The organism is Meinhardsimonia xiamenensis, assembly GCF_900102905.1.
GTDB lineage: Bacteria > Pseudomonadota > Alphaproteobacteria > Rhodobacterales > Rhodobacteraceae > Meinhardsimonia > Meinhardsimonia xiamenensis.
In genome coordinates, this window is sequence record NZ_FNFV01000010.1 from 1 (window position 1) to 15,846 (window position 15,846).

General features: G+C 68.7%; 14 protein-coding genes and 1 pseudogene. 4 read left to right on the forward strand and 11 right to left on the reverse strand.

The features are described from left to right. Positions 1 to 93: 93 nt before the first annotated feature. The 3 genes and pseudogenes from BLQ14_RS14255 to rocF form a co-directional block, all read right to left on the reverse strand. Positions 94 to 1,638 (reverse strand): annotated as a pseudogene (locus tag BLQ14_RS14255) (oxidoreductase); the annotation flags it as partial. Between the two features lie 275 nt (positions 1,639 to 1,913). Continuing rightward, positions 1,914 to 2,987 (reverse strand): ornithine cyclodeaminase, encoded by a 1,074-nt coding sequence (locus tag BLQ14_RS14260; protein ID WP_092501247.1) that lies wholly within the window; start codon positions 2,985 to 2,987, stop codon positions 1,914 to 1,916. Further along, entirely contained in the window at positions 2,984 to 3,916 is a 933-nt protein-coding gene (rocF, locus tag BLQ14_RS14265) for an arginase (RefSeq protein WP_092501248.1), read from the reverse strand. The genes BLQ14_RS14260 and rocF overlap by 4 nt, the downstream gene beginning before the upstream one ends. A gap of 115 nt (positions 3,917 to 4,031) precedes the next feature. On the opposite strand from rocF, the gene BLQ14_RS14270 reads away from it, so the two are divergent. After that, positions 4,032 to 4,469 carry an Lrp/AsnC family transcriptional regulator gene (locus tag BLQ14_RS14270; RefSeq protein ID WP_092501249.1) on the forward strand — a complete coding sequence of 146 codons (438 nt, stop codon included), beginning with the start codon at positions 4,032 to 4,034 and terminating at the stop codon, positions 4,467 to 4,469. A gap of 62 nt (positions 4,470 to 4,531) precedes the next feature. Here the strand turns inward: BLQ14_RS14270 and BLQ14_RS14275 are convergent, their stop codons facing one another. The 4 genes from BLQ14_RS14275 to BLQ14_RS14290 all read right to left on the reverse strand — a co-directional run bounded on the left by BLQ14_RS14275 (position 4,532) and on the right by BLQ14_RS14290 (position 6,931). Beyond that, positions 4,532 to 4,756, reverse strand: coding sequence for a ribbon-helix-helix domain-containing protein (locus BLQ14_RS14275; protein WP_092501250.1), 225 nt, complete (start codon positions 4,754 to 4,756; stop codon positions 4,532 to 4,534). Further along, positions 4,753 to 4,932: a DUF4169 family protein gene (locus BLQ14_RS14280; protein ID WP_092501251.1), complete on the reverse strand. Its 180-nt coding sequence runs from the start codon at positions 4,930 to 4,932 to the stop codon at positions 4,753 to 4,755. Before BLQ14_RS14280 ends, BLQ14_RS14275 begins: the two co-directional genes overlap by 4 nt. 14 nt (positions 4,933 to 4,946) lie before the next feature. Then, on the reverse strand, positions 4,947 to 6,341 hold the full coding sequence (fumC, locus tag BLQ14_RS14285; protein WP_092501252.1) for a class II fumarate hydratase: 1,395 nt from the start codon (positions 6,339 to 6,341) through the stop codon (positions 4,947 to 4,949). Positions 6,342 to 6,463: 122 nt separating this feature from the next. After that, positions 6,464 to 6,931 (reverse strand): SspB family protein, encoded by a 468-nt coding sequence (locus BLQ14_RS14290; RefSeq protein WP_092501253.1) that lies wholly within the window; start codon positions 6,929 to 6,931, stop codon positions 6,464 to 6,466. A gap of 162 nt (positions 6,932 to 7,093) precedes the next feature. Here BLQ14_RS14290 and BLQ14_RS14295 point away from each other — a divergent pair, with 162 nt between their 5' ends. Together BLQ14_RS14295 and doeB are read left to right on the forward strand one after the other, a co-directional pair. Next, complete coding sequence (locus BLQ14_RS14295) at positions 7,094 to 8,263, forward strand: M24 family metallopeptidase (RefSeq protein ID WP_092501254.1); 1,170 nt, start codon at positions 7,094 to 7,096, stop codon at positions 8,261 to 8,263. Then, a complete protein-coding gene (gene doeB, locus BLQ14_RS14300; protein ID WP_092501255.1) occupies positions 8,260 to 9,261 on the forward strand; it encodes a N(2)-acetyl-L-2,4-diaminobutanoate deacetylase DoeB in 1,002 nt (333 codons plus the stop codon). Before BLQ14_RS14295 ends, doeB begins: the two co-directional genes overlap by 4 nt. Before the next feature lie 21 nt (positions 9,262 to 9,282). Here doeB and BLQ14_RS14305 read toward each other — a convergent pair whose 3' ends face one another. Continuing rightward, a complete protein-coding gene (locus BLQ14_RS14305; protein ID WP_092501256.1) occupies positions 9,283 to 10,485 on the reverse strand; it encodes a mandelate racemase/muconate lactonizing enzyme family protein in 1,203 nt (400 codons plus the stop codon). A 90-nt stretch (positions 10,486 to 10,575) separates the two neighbouring features. Next, complete coding sequence (gene acnA / locus BLQ14_RS14310) at positions 10,576 to 13,332, reverse strand: aconitate hydratase AcnA (RefSeq protein WP_092501257.1); 2,757 nt, start codon at positions 13,330 to 13,332, stop codon at positions 10,576 to 10,578. Between the two features lie 253 nt (positions 13,333 to 13,585). Here acnA and BLQ14_RS14315 point away from each other — a divergent pair, with 253 nt between their 5' ends. Continuing rightward, positions 13,586 to 14,293, forward strand: coding sequence for a DUF1223 domain-containing protein (locus tag BLQ14_RS14315; protein ID WP_092501258.1), 708 nt, complete (start codon positions 13,586 to 13,588; stop codon positions 14,291 to 14,293). 4 nt (positions 14,294 to 14,297) lie between these two features. Here BLQ14_RS14315 and BLQ14_RS14320 read toward each other — a convergent pair whose 3' ends face one another. Both BLQ14_RS14320 and nthA read right to left on the reverse strand, forming a co-directional pair. Next, positions 14,298 to 15,200: a DMT family transporter gene (locus BLQ14_RS14320; protein ID WP_092501259.1), complete on the reverse strand. Its 903-nt coding sequence runs from the start codon at positions 15,198 to 15,200 to the stop codon at positions 14,298 to 14,300. Beyond that, entirely contained in the window at positions 15,197 to 15,844 is a 648-nt protein-coding gene (nthA, locus tag BLQ14_RS14325) for a nitrile hydratase subunit alpha (RefSeq protein ID WP_245657124.1), read from the reverse strand. Before nthA ends, BLQ14_RS14320 begins: the two co-directional genes overlap by 4 nt. Positions 15,845 to 15,846 lie beyond the last annotated feature (2 nt).

The window sequence follows — 15,846 nt, forward strand, 5'->3', positions numbered from 1 at the left end:
CGCCTCGGTGAAACGGCTTTTCCTCATGTCGTCTGCTCCTTCAGGGTTGAGCAGACTCTACATCATGGTGAGGGATTTTGCGGGGGGCAGGTCAATCAGCACCGAGCCCTCGGGCTTGATCTCGCCGCCGATCACCTCCCAGGCGTTCACCGCGTGCGGACAGGGCGCGCGCTCTTCGAAAAGGGTCGTCGAGGGCAGCCCACCCGTGGCGATGACCACCACATCGGGCGCGTCGGCCAGCACGTCCTCCTCCCCGGCCAGGCGGTTGAAGTGAAAGCGCACCCCGCGCGCCTCGCAGCGTGCCATGCGCCAGTCGATGATGCCGACAAGCTCGCGCCGGCGCGGCAGCCGGCAGGCAAGGGTGAGCTGGCCGCCGGGGCGGGGGGCGGCCTCGAAGACCACCACCTCATGGCCGCGTTCGGCGGCGAGCCGCGCCGCTTCCAGCCCGCCGGGCCCGGCCCCCACGACGACCACCCGCCGGCGCGCCTCGGCGGGCGCGATGACATGGGGGAGCGCAACTTCGCGGCCGGTGGCGGGGTTGTGGATGCACAGCGCCGGCTCGCCCTGATAGATGCGGTCGAGGCAATAGGTGGCCCCGACACAGGGGCGGATCTCGTCTTCGCGCCCCTCGGCGACGAGCCGCGCGATATGCGGCTCGGCGATGTGGGCGCGGGTCATGCCGACCATGTCGAGAAGCCCCGACGCGACCGCGTGCCGTGCGGTCGCCACATCGGCGATGCGCGCGGCATGGAAGGTGGGCAGCCCGATCTCGGCGCGCAGGCGCCCGGCGAAATCGAGATGCGGCGCGCCGGCCATGCCGGCGATGGGGATGACCTCGGTGAGCGCGGCGTCGGAGTGGATGCGGCCCCGGATGACATTGAGAAAATCGACCTGACCGGTCGCCTTCAGACGGCGCGCGATCTCGAGCCCGATTTCGGGGGTGATGCCGCCGGGGTGCATCTCGTCGGCCACGAAGCGCACGCCGACGAGAAAGTCGCGCCGCACGCGGGCCCGGATCGCCGCGATCACATCGAGCCCGAAGCGCATGCGGTCCTCGAGGCTCTCGCCGCCCCAGGGCGGGTCGAGCTCGTTCGTGAGCGGCGAGAAGAACTGGTCGATCAGATGGCCGTAGGCCTCGATCTCAATGCCGTCCATGCCGCCTTCCTGCATGCGCTCGGCGGCGTCCGCGAAATCCTCGACGATGCGGGCGATGTCCCAGTCCTCGATCAGCTTGGGAAAGGCGCGATGGGCGGGCTCGCGGTGGCGCGTCGCGGAGACGACGGGCAGCCAGTCGCCGGTATCCCAGCGCGCACGGCGGCCGAGATGGGTGAGCTGGATCATCACCGCCGCGCCCTCGGCGTGCACGGCATCGGTCAATTGCCGGATCCATGGCACGACCTCGTCCTTCCAGGCGAGAATATTGCCGAAGGCGGGCGGGCTGTCGCGGCTGACCACGGCCGAGCCTGCCGTCATGGTCAGCGCGATGCCGCCGCGCGCGCGCTCCACATGATAGGCGCGGTAGCGCTCCTTGGGCATCCCGTCTTCGGTGTAGGCCGGTTCATGCGCGGTGGTCATCAGCCGGTTGCGCAGCGTGAGCGGGCCAAGCCGGAAGGGCTGGAGGAGGGGATCGGAGCTCATGGCGCCCATTGGTGGCAGGAGGCCGCCGGCTGTCAATCGCCGCCTGCCTGACTGCCGGCCCCTGGTCGCGGGTCGTGCGCCTCTTCGCCCCGACCAGCTTGCCCGCCACGACCTTCGATGTTGCGCAAGGCGTGTCGCTCTGCGCGTCGGAGTGGCCTCTATGAAGTGGCTCCGAAGCTCCCCGAAACGACATCCCCCGCTGCTCGAACACCGAAAATTCCCTTGCCGGGGGGGTCCGACGGCCCGGACACTGCCTCCGGTTGCCCGAAGCCGGGTCACGTCGCGGCGGCGCGCATCAGCATGCCGTAGAGGTCGCGCGGCTCGTCGGGGTCGGCCAGCAGATCAAGCGGCTGGGCAAGTCCGCTCGCCTGCACCTCGCGCCAGGCCCAGTTGAGCGCCGCGAAGTCCTCCACCGCGAATCCGACGCTGTCGAAAAGCGTTATCTCGTCGCGCCGCCTGCGGCCGGGGGCCTTGCCGCTGAGCACCTGCCAGAACTCGGTGACCGGATGATCGGCGGGGAGCTGCTGGATCTCGCCCTCGATGCGTGTCTGCGGCGCGAACTCCACGAAGATGCTGGCACGCGTGAGGATGTCGCGGGCCAGTTCCGTCTTGCCGGGGCAGTCGCCGCCGACGGCGTTGATGTGCACCCCCGCGCCCACGTGATTGTCGGAAAGCACCGTGGCATTGCGCTTGTCGGCGGTGCAGGTGGTGATGATGTCGGCGCCGGCCACCGCCTCGGCGACGTCCGCGCAGGGGATCAGCTTCAGCCCCGAGCCGGCGAGGTTGCGCATTACCTTGGCGGTCGCTTCGGGGTCGATGTCGTAGAGCCGCACCGTGTCGATCCCGCACAGCGTGCGGAACGCCAGCGCCTGGAACTCGGCCTGCGCGCCGTTGCCGATGAGCGCCATGACCCGCGAATCGGGCCGTGCGAGGCGGCTGGCGGCAAGCGCGCTCGTCGCCGCCGTCCGCAATGCCGTCAGGATCGTCATCTCGGTGAGCAGGAGCGGGTAACCGGTGGCCATGTCGGCCAGAAGGCCGAAGGCCACAACCGTCTGGAGCCCCTCCCTGAGGTTCTTGGGGTGGCCGTTGACATACTTGAAGGCATAACGCCGCCCGTCGGAGACCGGCATCAGCTCGATCACGCCGACGGGGGCATGGCTGGCCACGCGCGGGATCTTGTCGAACTCCTCCCAGCGGGCGAAATCGGCCTCGATCTCGGCGGCGATTCCGGTGATCGCAGCCTCGACGCCGATGCCGTTGACGAGCCGCATCATGTTCTCGACGCTGACGAAACTGACCAGCGCGCGTTCGGAGGGAGCGGCGGCGGGGCGCGGTTTGGTCTCTGTCATGCGGCAAAGCTCCTTGTGGGGCGGTCGAAGACCCGGCGGCCGAAGGCCGAGGCGGCAAGATCGACCATCAGCTGCGCGGTGCGGCCGCGCTCATCGAGAAAAGGGTTCAGTTCGACGAGGTCGAGCGAGGTCATCAAGCCAGAGTCGTGAATCATCTCCATGACCAGATGCGCCTCGCGCACGCTCGCCCCGCCCGGAACCGTGGTGCCGACCGCAGGCGCCACCGAGGGGTCGAGGAAATCGACATCGAGCGAGACATGCAGCATCCCGCCCGCGGCGGCCACGCGCTCGAGGAAGGCGGCGAGGGGGCGGGCGATGCCCTCCTCGTCAATCCGCCGCATGTCGACGACGCAGGCGGGGCTGCCCGTGAGCGCCTCCCGTTCGGCCGGATCGACCGAACGCAGGCCGAACAGCGCCACATTGGCCTCCGGCACAGGCGCGACGAGAGGCGGAAAGGCGTCGAAGCCGGCCCGGCCGGTGACGTAGCCAAGGGGCGTTCCGTGCAGGTTGCCGGAGCTCGTGGTCAGTGGCGTGTGGAAATCCGCGTGGGCGTCGAGCCAGAGCACGAAGAGCGGGCGGCCTACCTCGGCGGCATGGGCTGCCGCGCCCGCCACCGTACCGAGCGAGAGGGCGTGGTCGCCGCCGAGAAACACCGGCGTGCCCTCGGCCAGAGCCGCGCGCGCCGCCTCAAAGAGGCGCGTCGTCCAGGCGACGGTTTCGGCGAGGGCGAAGATCCGCGGGTTCGGGCTGGGGATCACCGGCGGCGGCCCGGCTGTCAGGTTGCCGTCATCGCGCGGTGCGAGTCCGAGCTCGGCGAGCGCCTCGGCGAGCCCGGCCGTGCGCAGCGCATCGGGGCCCATAAGGCAGCCGCGGCGGCGCTTGCCGCAGTCGAGCGGCGCGCCAAGCAGGATCACGGGGCGATCGGTCATCGGTGCGTCCTCCGTCTTGCTCTGGCCATTTCCGCGCGTTTTGTGGCAGGGAGAAGCCGATATACTGGCCATTCTGCTTGTCATTTTTGCCATTGTGGCTCATTCATCTGCCGAAATGGACGAAACCGACCGAAAGCTTCTGTCGCTCTTGCGCCGCGACGCGCGCGCATCGCTCTCGGAGCTTGCCGACGCTCTCGGTGTGACCCGGGCCACCGTGCGCGCCCGCATCGACCGGATGCGGGCGCGTGGCGAAATCGAGGGATTTACCGTTGTCACCCGGGGCGGGGACGAGGCCGCGCCGGTGCGCGGGCTGATGATGCTCGCCATCGAGGGGGCAGGGGCGGGACGGTTGACCGAGAGGCTGCTCGGCTGGCCCGAGGTGGTGGCCGTGCACTCCACCAACGGCCGGTGGGATCTGATCGTCGAGATCGGCACCGACACGCTTGCCGCGCTTGACCGGGTTCTTGCCGAGATCCGCGCTCAGCCCGGGGTCCGGTCTTCGGAGACGAGCCTGCTTCTGACCACGCGGCGGGGTGCCGGCGGACGGCCGTGAGCCGTGGGGCGCGGCTGGCGCCGCGTGCCTGCGGCGCGGGTATTTGCACCAGGGTGATGGTGTCAGGAGCGCTCGCGGTAGTGGGCGAGCACGAAGAGGCGGATGGCGGTGGCAAGCCCGGTGTCGAGATCGCGCGCGGCGTCGATCTCGGCGGCGAGCGCGTTGACCGACTGGCCACGCGCGGCGGCGATCTCGCGGAAGGCGTCCCAGAAGGGGTCTTCGAGCGAGACGCTGGTGCGGTGGCCGCGCAGCGTGAGCGAGCGCTTGCGGGGGCGGGCGGCGGTCATTCCTCGTCCCGGCGGTGCGCGTCGAGATGGCGCGCGGCCCGCTCGGCAGCGAGGCGCTCGCCCGCGCGCTCGGCCTTGCTGCGGCCGTGCTTGAGGGCATTCGCCTCGGCCCGCGCGCGCTTCTCGGTGCGCGCCCGGGCCTTGCGGGCCTTCGAGAGCGAGAGAATCTTCGCCATCGCCCCCTCGGCGCTCAGTCGGCGGGGCCGATCATCTTTTCAGGCCGCACCACGCGCTCGAAGGTCTCTTCGTCGACATAGCCGAGGCGGATTGCCTCCTCCTTCAGCGTGGTGCCGCGCTTGTGGGCGGCCTTGGCGACCTCGGCGGCCTTGTCATAGCCGATGACGGGGGCAAGCGCGGTGACCAGCATCAGGCTCTCGCGCATCAGCTGTTCGATGCGCGCGACATTGGCCTTGAGCCCGTCGAGCAGGCGGCGGGTGAAGCTGTCGGTCGCATCGCCCAGAAGCTGGATCGACTGCAAAAGGTTGTAGGCCATCATCGGGTTGTAGACGTTGAGCTCGAAATGGCCCTGGCTGCCGGCGAACCCGATGGCGGCGTCATTGCCCATCACATGAGCGCAGACCTGGGTGAGCGCTTCGCACTGGGTGGGGTTGACCTTGCCCGGCATGATCGAGGAGCCGGGCTCGTTTTCGGGCAGGATCAGCTCGCCAAGCCCCGAGCGGGGGCCGGAGCCGAGGAAGCGGATGTCGTTGGCGATCTTGTAGGCGGCGGCGGCGACCGTCTTGAGCGCGCCCGACAGGAACACCATCGCGTCATGGGCGGCGAGCGCCTCGAACTTGTTCGGCGCGGTGACGAAGGGCAGGCCGGTGATGGCGGCGATGCGCGCGGCCACGGCCTTGTCCCAGCCCTTTTTCGTGTTGAGCCCGGTGCCGACGGCGGTGCCGCCCTGGGCGAGCTCGTAGATGCCGGGCATGGCGGCCTCGACGCGCGCGATGCCGTTGCGGATCTGCTGGGCGTAGCCCGAGAATTCCTGCCCCAGCGTCAGCGGCGTGGCATCCTGTGTGTGGGTGCGGCCGATCTTGATGATGTCCTTGAACTCTTCCGATTTCTTCTCGAGCCCCGCGAGCAGCGTCTTGAGCCCCGGCATCAGCACGTCGCGCACCATGGTGGCGGCGGCGATGTGCATGGCGGTGGGGAAGGTGTCGTTGGAGGACTGGCCCATGTTCACGTGATCGTTGGGGTGAACCGGATCCTTCGAGCCCATCTTGCCGCCGAGCATCTCGATGGCGCGGTTGGCGATCACCTCGTTGGCGTTCATGTTCGATTGCGTGCCCGAGCCCGTCTGCCAGACGACGAGCGGGAAGTGGTCGTCGAGCTTGCCGTCGATGACTTCCTGGGCGGCGGCGATGATGGCATCGGCGATCTTCGGGTCGAGCCGGCCGAGCGCCTTGTTCTCCTCGGCGCAGGCGCGCTTGATGACGCCGAGCGCGCGGATGATCGCGGTGGGCTGCTTTTCCCAGCCGATCGGGAAGTTCATCAGTGAGCGCTGGGTCTGCGCGCCCCAGTAACGGTCGGCGGGCACCTCGATGGGGCCGAAGCTGTCGGTCTCGATGCGGGTGGCGGTCATGCCCTCTGACTCCTGCGAAAAATCCGTCCGCCGTGCTATAGGAAGCACGGCTGCGCTTGGCAATCACCGGGCGTGCCCGCTAACGCTACCGGGAACGCAAACAGGAGCCGGCGGCCGCCTTGTCACCTGCGGAAGCGGTCGAGGCTGACGACCTCGGCCTCGGGGCGGGAGGGCGTGGCGTCATCGCTGGCTTCCTCTACGGGCGCCTCATCTCCCCCGCCATCATCGTCGGGGCCATCGTGGCTTTCGAAGCGCAGGCCGAACTCGACCGAAGGGTCGACGAAGGTGCGGATGGCATCGAAGGGAATGTAGAGCGGCTCGGGCCGGTCGCCGAAATTGAGCGTGACGGCAAAGCCCTCGTCATCCACCTGCAGCCCGTCGAACCAGTGCTGCATCACCACCGTCATCTCCTCGGGGTAGCGGTCCGCGAGCCAGTCGGCAAGCTGCACGCCGCGATGGCGGGTGTCGAAGGTGATGAAGAAATGGTGCTCGCCCGGCAAGCCCTCGGCCTCGACCTGCCGCAGAACCTGCCGGATCAGCCCGCGCATGGCCGCGTGCATCAGTGCGCCGTAATCGATCGAGCGTGCCATGAAACCCTCTTGCCTCGTGCCGCCGGGCCGTGGCCCGATTGGCGCCAGCATAGGAGATTCGCGGCCGTTGAAAACCCCGTGCGATGCCGTTGCCGCCGCCGCCCGTGCCGCGGTGTCGGATGCTGTGTCGGCGCGAGGGCAGGAAGGCGCAAGGGGGGAGACATGCATTTTGCGCGCGAGGAGTATCTAGAGCGCATCGCCCGCGCCCGCGCGGCGATGGAGCGCGCCGGCATCGAGCTTCTGGTCACGGTCGATCCGTCCAACATGGGCTGGCTGACGGGATATGACGGCTGGTCCTTCTACACGCCGCAGGCGGTCCTGCTCGCGCTTGACGGTGACCCGGTCTGGTGGGGGCGGGGGATCGATGCGCCCGGCGCGCGGCGCACGGTGTTCATGGAGGATCACGCCCAAAGCGTCGTCGGCTATTCGGACGACTGGGTGCAGAACCCCCCGCGCCATGCTGCCGAGGAGCTTGCCCGGCTGATCGACGAACGCGGCTGGGGCGGGCTCAGGATTGGCGTGGAGATGGACAACTACTACTACTCCGCTACCATGCATCACCGGCTGGTGGCCGGGTTGCCGCGGGCAAGGTTTCTCGACGCCACGGGGCTTGTGAACTGGTGCCGGGCGGTGAAGTCGTCGGCCGAGATCGAGATGATCCGGCGCGCGGCGCGCATCGTGGAGGCGATGCACGAGCGCATCCTCGCCGTGGCCGAGCCGGGGATGCCGAAGAACGTGCTTGTCGCCGAGATCCAGCATCAAGGCACGCTGGGGGCGAAAGGCTACTGGGGCGATTATCCGGCGATCGTGCCGATGACGCCCTCGGGGCTTGACGCCACGGCCGCGCATCTGACCTGGGACGACCGCCCCCTCAGGCGCGGCGAGGCCACCTTCTTCGAGATCGCCGGCGTGCATTGCCGCTACCATTGCCCGCAGTCGCGCACGCTGTTCTTCGGGCCACCTCCGAAGCATTACCGTCAGGCCGAGCGCGCGGTGCTGGCGGGGCTCGAGGCCGGAATGTCCGCCGCGCGGCCGGGCGCAAGCTGCGAGGATGTGGCCGCGGCGTTCTACGCCGCTCTTGCCGAGCACGGCTTTTCCAAGGACAGCCGCTGCGGCTATTCCATCGGCATGAGCTATCCGCCGGACTGGGGCGAGCGCACCATGTCCTTTCGATGGGGAGACAAGACCGTGCTCAGACCGGGGATGGTCTTCCATTTCATGCCCGCGCTCTGGCTTGATGACGGCGGGCTCGAGATCTCCGAGCCCATTGTCATCACCGAAGACGGTGCCGAGCGGCTCACCCACACGCCGCAGGAGCTATTCGTGAAATGAGCACGAACCCGATCACCGCGACGGTGGATTTCGAGGCGCGCGGCGTCCAGCACGGGTTCCTGCGCCTGCCCGCCAGCCGCGACGAGAGCGCCTGGGGCAACGTGATGATCCCGGTCACGGTGGTCGCGGGCGGCGCGGGGCCGACGGCGCTCATCACCGGGGGCAATCACGGCGACGAATACGAAGGGCCGATCGCGATCATGGACCTTGCCCGGCGCCTGCGCGTCGAGGAGGTGGCGGGGCGGGTGATCCTCATTCCGCAGATGAACGCGCCAGCCTTCCGCGCCGGCCGGCGGACATCGCCGCTCGACGGCGGCAACCTCAACCGCGCCTTTCCCGGTCGCCCCGACGGCAGCGCCACCGAGAAGATTGCCGACTACTTCACGCGCCAGCTTCTGCCCATGGCCGATTTCGTGCTCGACTTCCACTCGGGCGGGCGCACGCTCGACTTCCTGCCCTTTGCGGCGGCGCATGTGCTGGAGGACAAGGCGCAGGAAGAGGCCTGCATGGACGCAATGCGCGCCTTCAACGCCCCCTTCTCGATGCGGCTGCTCGAGATCGACGCGGGCGGCATGTATGACAGCGAGGCGGAGGCACAGGGCAAGGTCTTCGTGACCACCGAGCTTGGCGGCGGCGGCGCGGCGCGGGCCGAGATGGTGGCGGTGGCGCGGAAGGGCTTGCGAAATTTCCTCATCCACGCCGGGATTCTTGATGGAGAGCCTGAAATCGCGCCAAGCGTGATGCTCGACATGCCCGATGCGGACTGCTTCACCTTTGCCGAGACGGCGGGCGTCTTCGAGCCGGCGGTCGATCTTGGCGCGCGCGTCAGGGCCGGCGAGGTGCTGGCGCGCGTCTGGCCGGTGGAGGCGACGGGGCGGGAGCCGGTGGAATACCGCGCAAGGCGCGAGGGCATCTTCGCCGCGCGCCACTGGCCGGGGCTGGTGGGGCAGGGCGACTGCCTTGCGGTGGTGGCGGAGGTGGTTGAGGAGCTTTCGTGAGCGCTTTGCGAAGCGGCGCGCTCAAAGGTCGTCCGCCCCGGTCACGCGCCGGCTGGTGGTGAAGGCGCGGTCGAGCTCGGGGTTCAGCTCCAGCCCAAGCCCCGGCCCCGGCGGCACGGTGATGCGGCCGTTCGCGACCGGCGGCAGGGCGGTGACGAGGTCGCGATACCAGCCCCGGTAATAGGCGCGCACGCTTTCCTGGATGAGCGCGTTGGGTGCGTTGAGCGAAAGATGCGTCGAGGCGGCAAGCACCACCGGCCCGGTGCAGTCATGCGGCGCGATGGGCAGGTGCCAGGCCTCGGCCATGGCCGCGATCTTGCGCGCCTCCGACAGCCCCCCGCACCAGCTGATGTCGAGGTTGAGAATGCCGGCCGCATCGGTCTCGAGCAGGTCGCGAAAGGCCCAGCGGCTGCCGAGCGTCTCGGACGCCGCCACCGGCGCGCGCGAGGCGGCGGCATAGCGCCTGAGGCTTGCGAGGCTGTCCATGCGGATCGGATCCTCGTGCCAGAAGGTGCCGTAGGGCTCTAGGGCGCGGGCGATCTCGATGGCGGGCAGAAGCTGCCACATCAGGTGGAACTCCACCATGATCTGCATGCGGTCACCCACCGCGCGGCGGATCTTCTCGAAGGGCTCGAGCGCGGCCTTCATCTCCTCGGGCGTGATGGCAAGCCCCTCGTTGCGCTCGGCCGCCTCGTCGAAGGGCCAGATCTTCATTGCCGTGATGCCCTCCTCGAGCAGCGAGAGCGCAAGCTCGTCGGCGCGGGTGAGAAAGGCGTCGAGATCGTCAAGCGCGCCCGCCTCGCCGCGCCCGTAATTGGCCGTGGTCTGGCCCTTGGCGCGCTTCATGTAGGCAGGCCCCGCGCAGGTGTTGTAGGTGCGGATGTCGGGCCGCGTGAAGCCGCCCAGAAGCTGGGCAATCGGCTGGCCGGTGGCCTTGCCGAAGAGATCCCACAGCGCGATGTCGAAGGCGGAGGCGGCGCGCGACTCCACGCCGGTGGAGCGGTAGCCGAGATAACCCACCAGATCCTTCGACAGCCGGTCGATGGCCAACGGGTCGCGGCCGATCACCTTTGGCGCGACCGTCTCGTGGATCTGCGCCTCGACGGCGGCGGCGCCGAAGAAGGTCTCGCCAAGGCCGGTGAGCCCCTCATCGGTGTGGACCAGGATCCAGATCAGATTGGGCCGCTCGGCGACGCGGACGGTCTCGATGGCGGTGATCTTCATGGCCGCTCCTCCCGCCGGCAGCATCGGCGCCGGCGGGAGGCGGGTCAAGACGGGTGCGGCGCGCGCGCGCTGCGCGCGCCCGGGCCGGGTTCAGCTCGCCTTGGCGAGGTTTCTCAGCACGTAGTGCAGCACACCGCCGTGCTCGACATATTCCTTCTCCACCTCGGTATCGATCCGGCACTTCAGCTCGATCTCGCGGGTGGAGCCGTCGGCGTAGGTGATGGTGCAGGGCACCAGCGACAGGGGCTGCAGATCGCCCTCGAGCCCGTGGATGGTCACGGTCTCGTCACCGGTCAGCTTCAGCGTCTTGCGATTCTCGCCGCCGGTGAACTCAAAGGGGATCACCCCCATGCCGACGAGGTTGGAGCGGTGGATGCGCTCGAAACTCTCGGCGATCACCGCCTTCACGCCCAGAAGCGCGGTGCCCTTCGCCGCCCAGTCGCGCGAGGAGCCGGCGCCATACTGCTCGCCCGCGATCACCACGAGCGGCACGCCGCGCTCCTTCCAGGCCATGGCGGCATCGAAGATCGGCACCACCTCGCCGTCGGGGCTCTTGGTGTAGCCGCCCTCCACGCCCGGCACCATCTCGTTGCGGATCCGGATGTTGGCAAAGGTGCCGCGCATCATCACCTCGTGGTTGCCGCGCCGCGCGCCGTAGGAGTTGAACTCGCGCGGCGGGACCTGATGCTCGATGAGATACTTCGCCGCCGGCGAGTTGGGCGCGATGGCGCCTGCGGGCGAGATGTGGTCGGTGGTGATCATGTCGCCCAGGAGCGCCAGGATGCGCGCGCCCTCGACATTCTCGATCCGGCCCGGCTCCGGCCCCATGCCCTCGAAATAGGGCGGCTTGCGCACATAGGTCGAGGTCGGCGGCCAGTCGTAGAGCTCGCTCTCGGCCGTCTCGATGGCGCGCCAGCGCTCGTCGCCCTTGAAGACATCAGCGTATTTCTTCTGGAAGGCCTCGCGCGTCACCGTCTTTTCGACGATCGCGGCAATCTCCGCCTGGCTCGGCCAGATGTCCTTCAGGAACACCGGATTGCCGTTCTTGTCGGTGCCGATGGGGTCGACCGCGAGGTTGACGTTCATGTCGCCCACCAGCGCATAGGCCACGACAAGCGGCGGGCTGGCAAGGAAGTTGGCGCGCACGTCAGGGCTGATGCGGCCCTCGAAGTTGCGGTTGCCCGAGAGCACCGAGACGGCGATCAGGTCATTGTCGTTGATGCATTTCGAGATCTCGGGCTGCAGCGGGCCGGAGTTGCCGATGCAGGTCGTGCAGCCATAGCCGACGACGTTGAAACCGATGGCATCGAGATGCTCCTGAAGCCCGGACGCCTCGAGATACTCGCTCACCACCTGGCTGCCCGGCGCGAGCGAAGTCTTCACCCACGGCTTGCGGTTGAGGCCGAGCTCATGGGCCTTCTTCGCGACAAGCCCCGCGCCGATCATCACGTAGGGGTTCGACGTGTTGGTGCAGGAGGTGATCGCGGCGATCACGATCGAGCCGTCGCGCAGCTCGTAATCGGCGCCCTCGACGGGCGCGGACTTGCGCGGGTCGGCCGGGATCGGATCGGCCGCCGGCGCCTCGTCGAGCATCTCCTTGGCATCGAGCGTCTCGTCCTCGCCGCGGAACTCGGAGACCACCTCGAAGAACCGCTCGGCGGCCTTCTCCAGCGGCACATGGTCCTGCGGGCGCTTCGGGCCGGAGACGGCGGGGACCACCTCGCTCATGTCAAGCTCGAGCGTGTCGGAATAGACCGGCGCGTAGTCCGGGCCGCGCCACAGGCCGTTTTCCTTGGCATAGGCCTCCACGAGCGCGATGCGCGCCTCGTCGCGGCCGGTCACGCGCAGGTAGCGCAGCGTCTCCTCGTCCACCGGGAAGAAGCCGCAGGTGGCCCCGTATTCGGGTGCCATGTTGGCAATGGTGGCGCGGTCGGCGAGCGGCAGCCGGTCGAGACCCTCGCCGTAGAATTCCACGAACTTGCCGACCACGCCCTTGTCGCGCAGCATCTTGACCACCTTGAGCACCAGGTCGGTGGCCGTGGTGCCCTCGCGCATCTCGCCGGTGAGCTTGAAGCCGACAACCTCGGGGATCAGCATCGAGATCGGCTGGCCGAGCATCGCCGCCTCCGCCTCGATGCCGCCGACGCCCCAGCCGAGCACGCCAAGGCCGTTGACCATGGTGGTGTGGCTGTCGGTGCCGACGAGCGTGTCGGGGTAGGCAACCGTCTCGCCGTTCTGGTCGGTGTCGGTCCAGACGGTCTGGGCGAGATACTCGAGGTTCACCTGGTGGCAGATGCCGGTGCCGGGCGGCACCACGCGGAAGTTGTCAAAGGCGGTCTGCCCCCATTTGAGGAAGGCGTAACGCTCCATGTTGCGCTGGTATTCGCGCTCCACGTTGAGCTGGAAGGCGCGCGGATTGCCGAACTCGTCAACCATCACCGAGTGGTCGATGACCAGATCCACCGGGTTGAGCGGGTTGATCTTTTCGGGGTTGCCCCCGAGCCCCACGATGCCGTCGCGCATGGCCGCGAGGTCCACCACCGCCGGCACGCCGGTGAAGTCCTGCATCAAGACGCGCGCAGGCCGATAGGCGATCTCGCGGGGGTTCTTGCCCCCGTTCTTCGCCCAGTCGGAGAAGGCGCGGATGTCGTCGGTGGAAACGGTGCGCCCGCCATCCTCGAAGCGCAGCAGGTTTTCCAGCACCACCTTCAGTGCGGCCGGAAGGCGGGAGAAATCGCCAAGGCCCGCGGCCTCGGCGGCCGGAATGGAGTAATAGGCGACGGTGGCGCCGCCGGCGGAAAGCGTCCTGCGGGTGGCTGACGAATCCTGCCCAACGGTGATCGGCATCTCGAGAGTCCTCCGTGCATGGGGTGGAGCGTGTCCAGTCGCAGCCCCTCTATTGCGCGCTCCCCCGGCGCGCAAGGGCTGTCGGCCGCGCTTGTATACCATTGTGCACCATTCCTGCAAGACGCCCACCGGATGGCCGTCCCGGCAGGCGCGACGCCCTGGGGCGCAATCCTGCAGGCCATCTCGCCAATCGTTGATTGGCCGCGAGCGGGGTGGCGGGCTAGGTATGGGGCGTTCTGCAAAGGAGGTCCGAATGCGGGCGGTTCTCATCCTTCTGGCGCTGGTCTCTGCACTCCTGGCATCCTCTCCGGCGCGGGCCGGCGAGGCGCCGCCAGTTTTGGTGGAACTGTTCACCTCGCAGGGCTGCTCGGCCTGCCCGCCGGCCGACGCGCTTCTGGCCGAGCTGGCCGACCGCGACGACGTGATCGCGCTCGCGCTGCACGTGGACTACTGGGACTACATCGGCTGGAAGGACGGCTTCGCCCGGCCCGAGTTCACCGCCCGCCAGAAGGCCTATGCGCGCGCGGCCGGTCATCGCACCATCTACACGCCGCAGATGATCGTGAACGGCACCGAGCACGTCGTCGGTGCCAAGCCGATGCGGCTGGCCGATGCGCTGATGCGCCAACGCGAGCGCGCCCCGCTGGTTGCGCTTGATCTCGCGCGGGCGGGGAGCCGGCTGACCATCACCGCGCGCCCTCTGGCCCATGCGCTGCCGGCGCAGATGGTGGTGCAGCTCGTGCGTTACCTGCCCTCGGCCACCGTGGCCATAAGCCGGGGCGAGAATGCGGGGCGCACCATCACCTATCGCAACATCGTCACCGAATGGATGCACCTTGCCCGCTGGGACGGGCGAAACGCCTTCCAGCTGGAGCTTGCCGTGACCGGACCGGAGCCGGTTGTCGTGGTGATCCAGTCCGATGGGCCGGGCGAGGTGCTGGCCGCGGCGCGGTTGCGCTGAAGCGTCATGGCCCCGGGCGCGGCCCAACGTGCACGGCGCGCGCAGCACGCGTCTCCCGATACCAGACATAGAGCCCTGCACCGGCAATGATCGCCGCGCCGATCACGGTGGGCATGTCGGGGATCTCGCCGAAGAAGACCAGCCCCCAGATGGCCGCGAAGACGAGGCCCGCATACGAGAAGGGTGCGACGGTGCCGGCCTCGGCCAGCGCAAGGGCGCGGATCAGCATCAGTTGCCCGGCCGCACCAACAAGCCCGATCGCGGCCATGAGCGCGAGCGTTACCGCATCGGGCGGGACCCAGAAGAATGGCACGGCGAAGGAAAGCACCACTGCTCCGAAGAGCGCGGTGTAGAGAAGCGATGTCCATGGATCCTCGTCGCGTCCGGCAAGACGGGTGAGAAGTGCATAGGCCGAGTAGAAGATCGCCGCGAGCAGCGGCAGGACGGCATAGGGCGAAAACACCGCCGAGCCGGGGCGGATGATGACAAGCGCGCCCAGAAGCGCCAAGGCGATGGCCGCGAGCCGGCGCGGGCCGAGCCGCTCGCCCAGAAACAGCGCGCCCCCCAGAGTGACGAGCACGGGGTTCACATCCATGATCGCGGTGGCCTCCGCGAGCCCGATATGGGTGAGCCCGGTGAAGAAGCTGATGGTGGCGCCCAGAAGCACGACCGAGCGCAGAAGCTGCAGCCCCGGATGGCGGGTGCGCGCCACGCTGGCGAGACGCGGGGCGACGAGAAGCAGCACCACGAGCGCCTGGCCGGCGTAGCGCGCCCAGAGCGCCATCACCACATCGGCGCGCTGGCCGATGGCCTTGGCGAGAAGATCCATCAGCGAGAAGGCGAAGATCGCCCCGATCATCAGCAGGATGCCGCGGGCGTTGTCGCCCGGCGAGGGCAGGGCGCTCATTCCGGGCGGCGCGGCAGGCCGGTGCCGATCATCGAATCGCGGGTGACAAGCGCGGCAAGCTCACCCTCGCTCATCCCCTCCGTGCCTTCGGGGCGCCGGGGGATGACGATGTAGCGCATCTCGGCGGTGGAGTCGTGGACGCGGATCGTCACATGCTCGGGCAGCTCCACGCCGAATTCCCGCAACACCGCCCGCGGCTCCCTGACCACCCGCGAGCGGTAGGCGCGCGACTTGTACCAGTCGGGCGGCAGGCCGAGGAGGTTGCGCGGATAGCAGGAGCAGAGCGTGCAGACGATGACGTTGTGGACCTCGTCAGTGTTCTCCACCGCGATGAGCCGCAGGGGGCCGATGTCAAAGCCCATCTCGCGCGCGGCGTCCGAGGCATCCGCAAGCACGCGCTCGCGAAAGGCGGGGTCGGTCCAGACGCGGGCGACGAGGGCGGCGCCATTGGCGGGGCTGCGCGCGTCCATCGCCTCGATCTGGCGGGCGATTTCCTCCGGAGTGGTCACGCCCTTCTCGATGAGAAGCTCGCGCATGGCGATCTCCATGCACTGCCAGTAGGTGAGCGGCTCGTCATTGTCGGGCCGGTAGGGATGGCCCGAGGGCGACATGCCGGAGTGCGCGAAAGGGGCGTCGTGGGCCATGG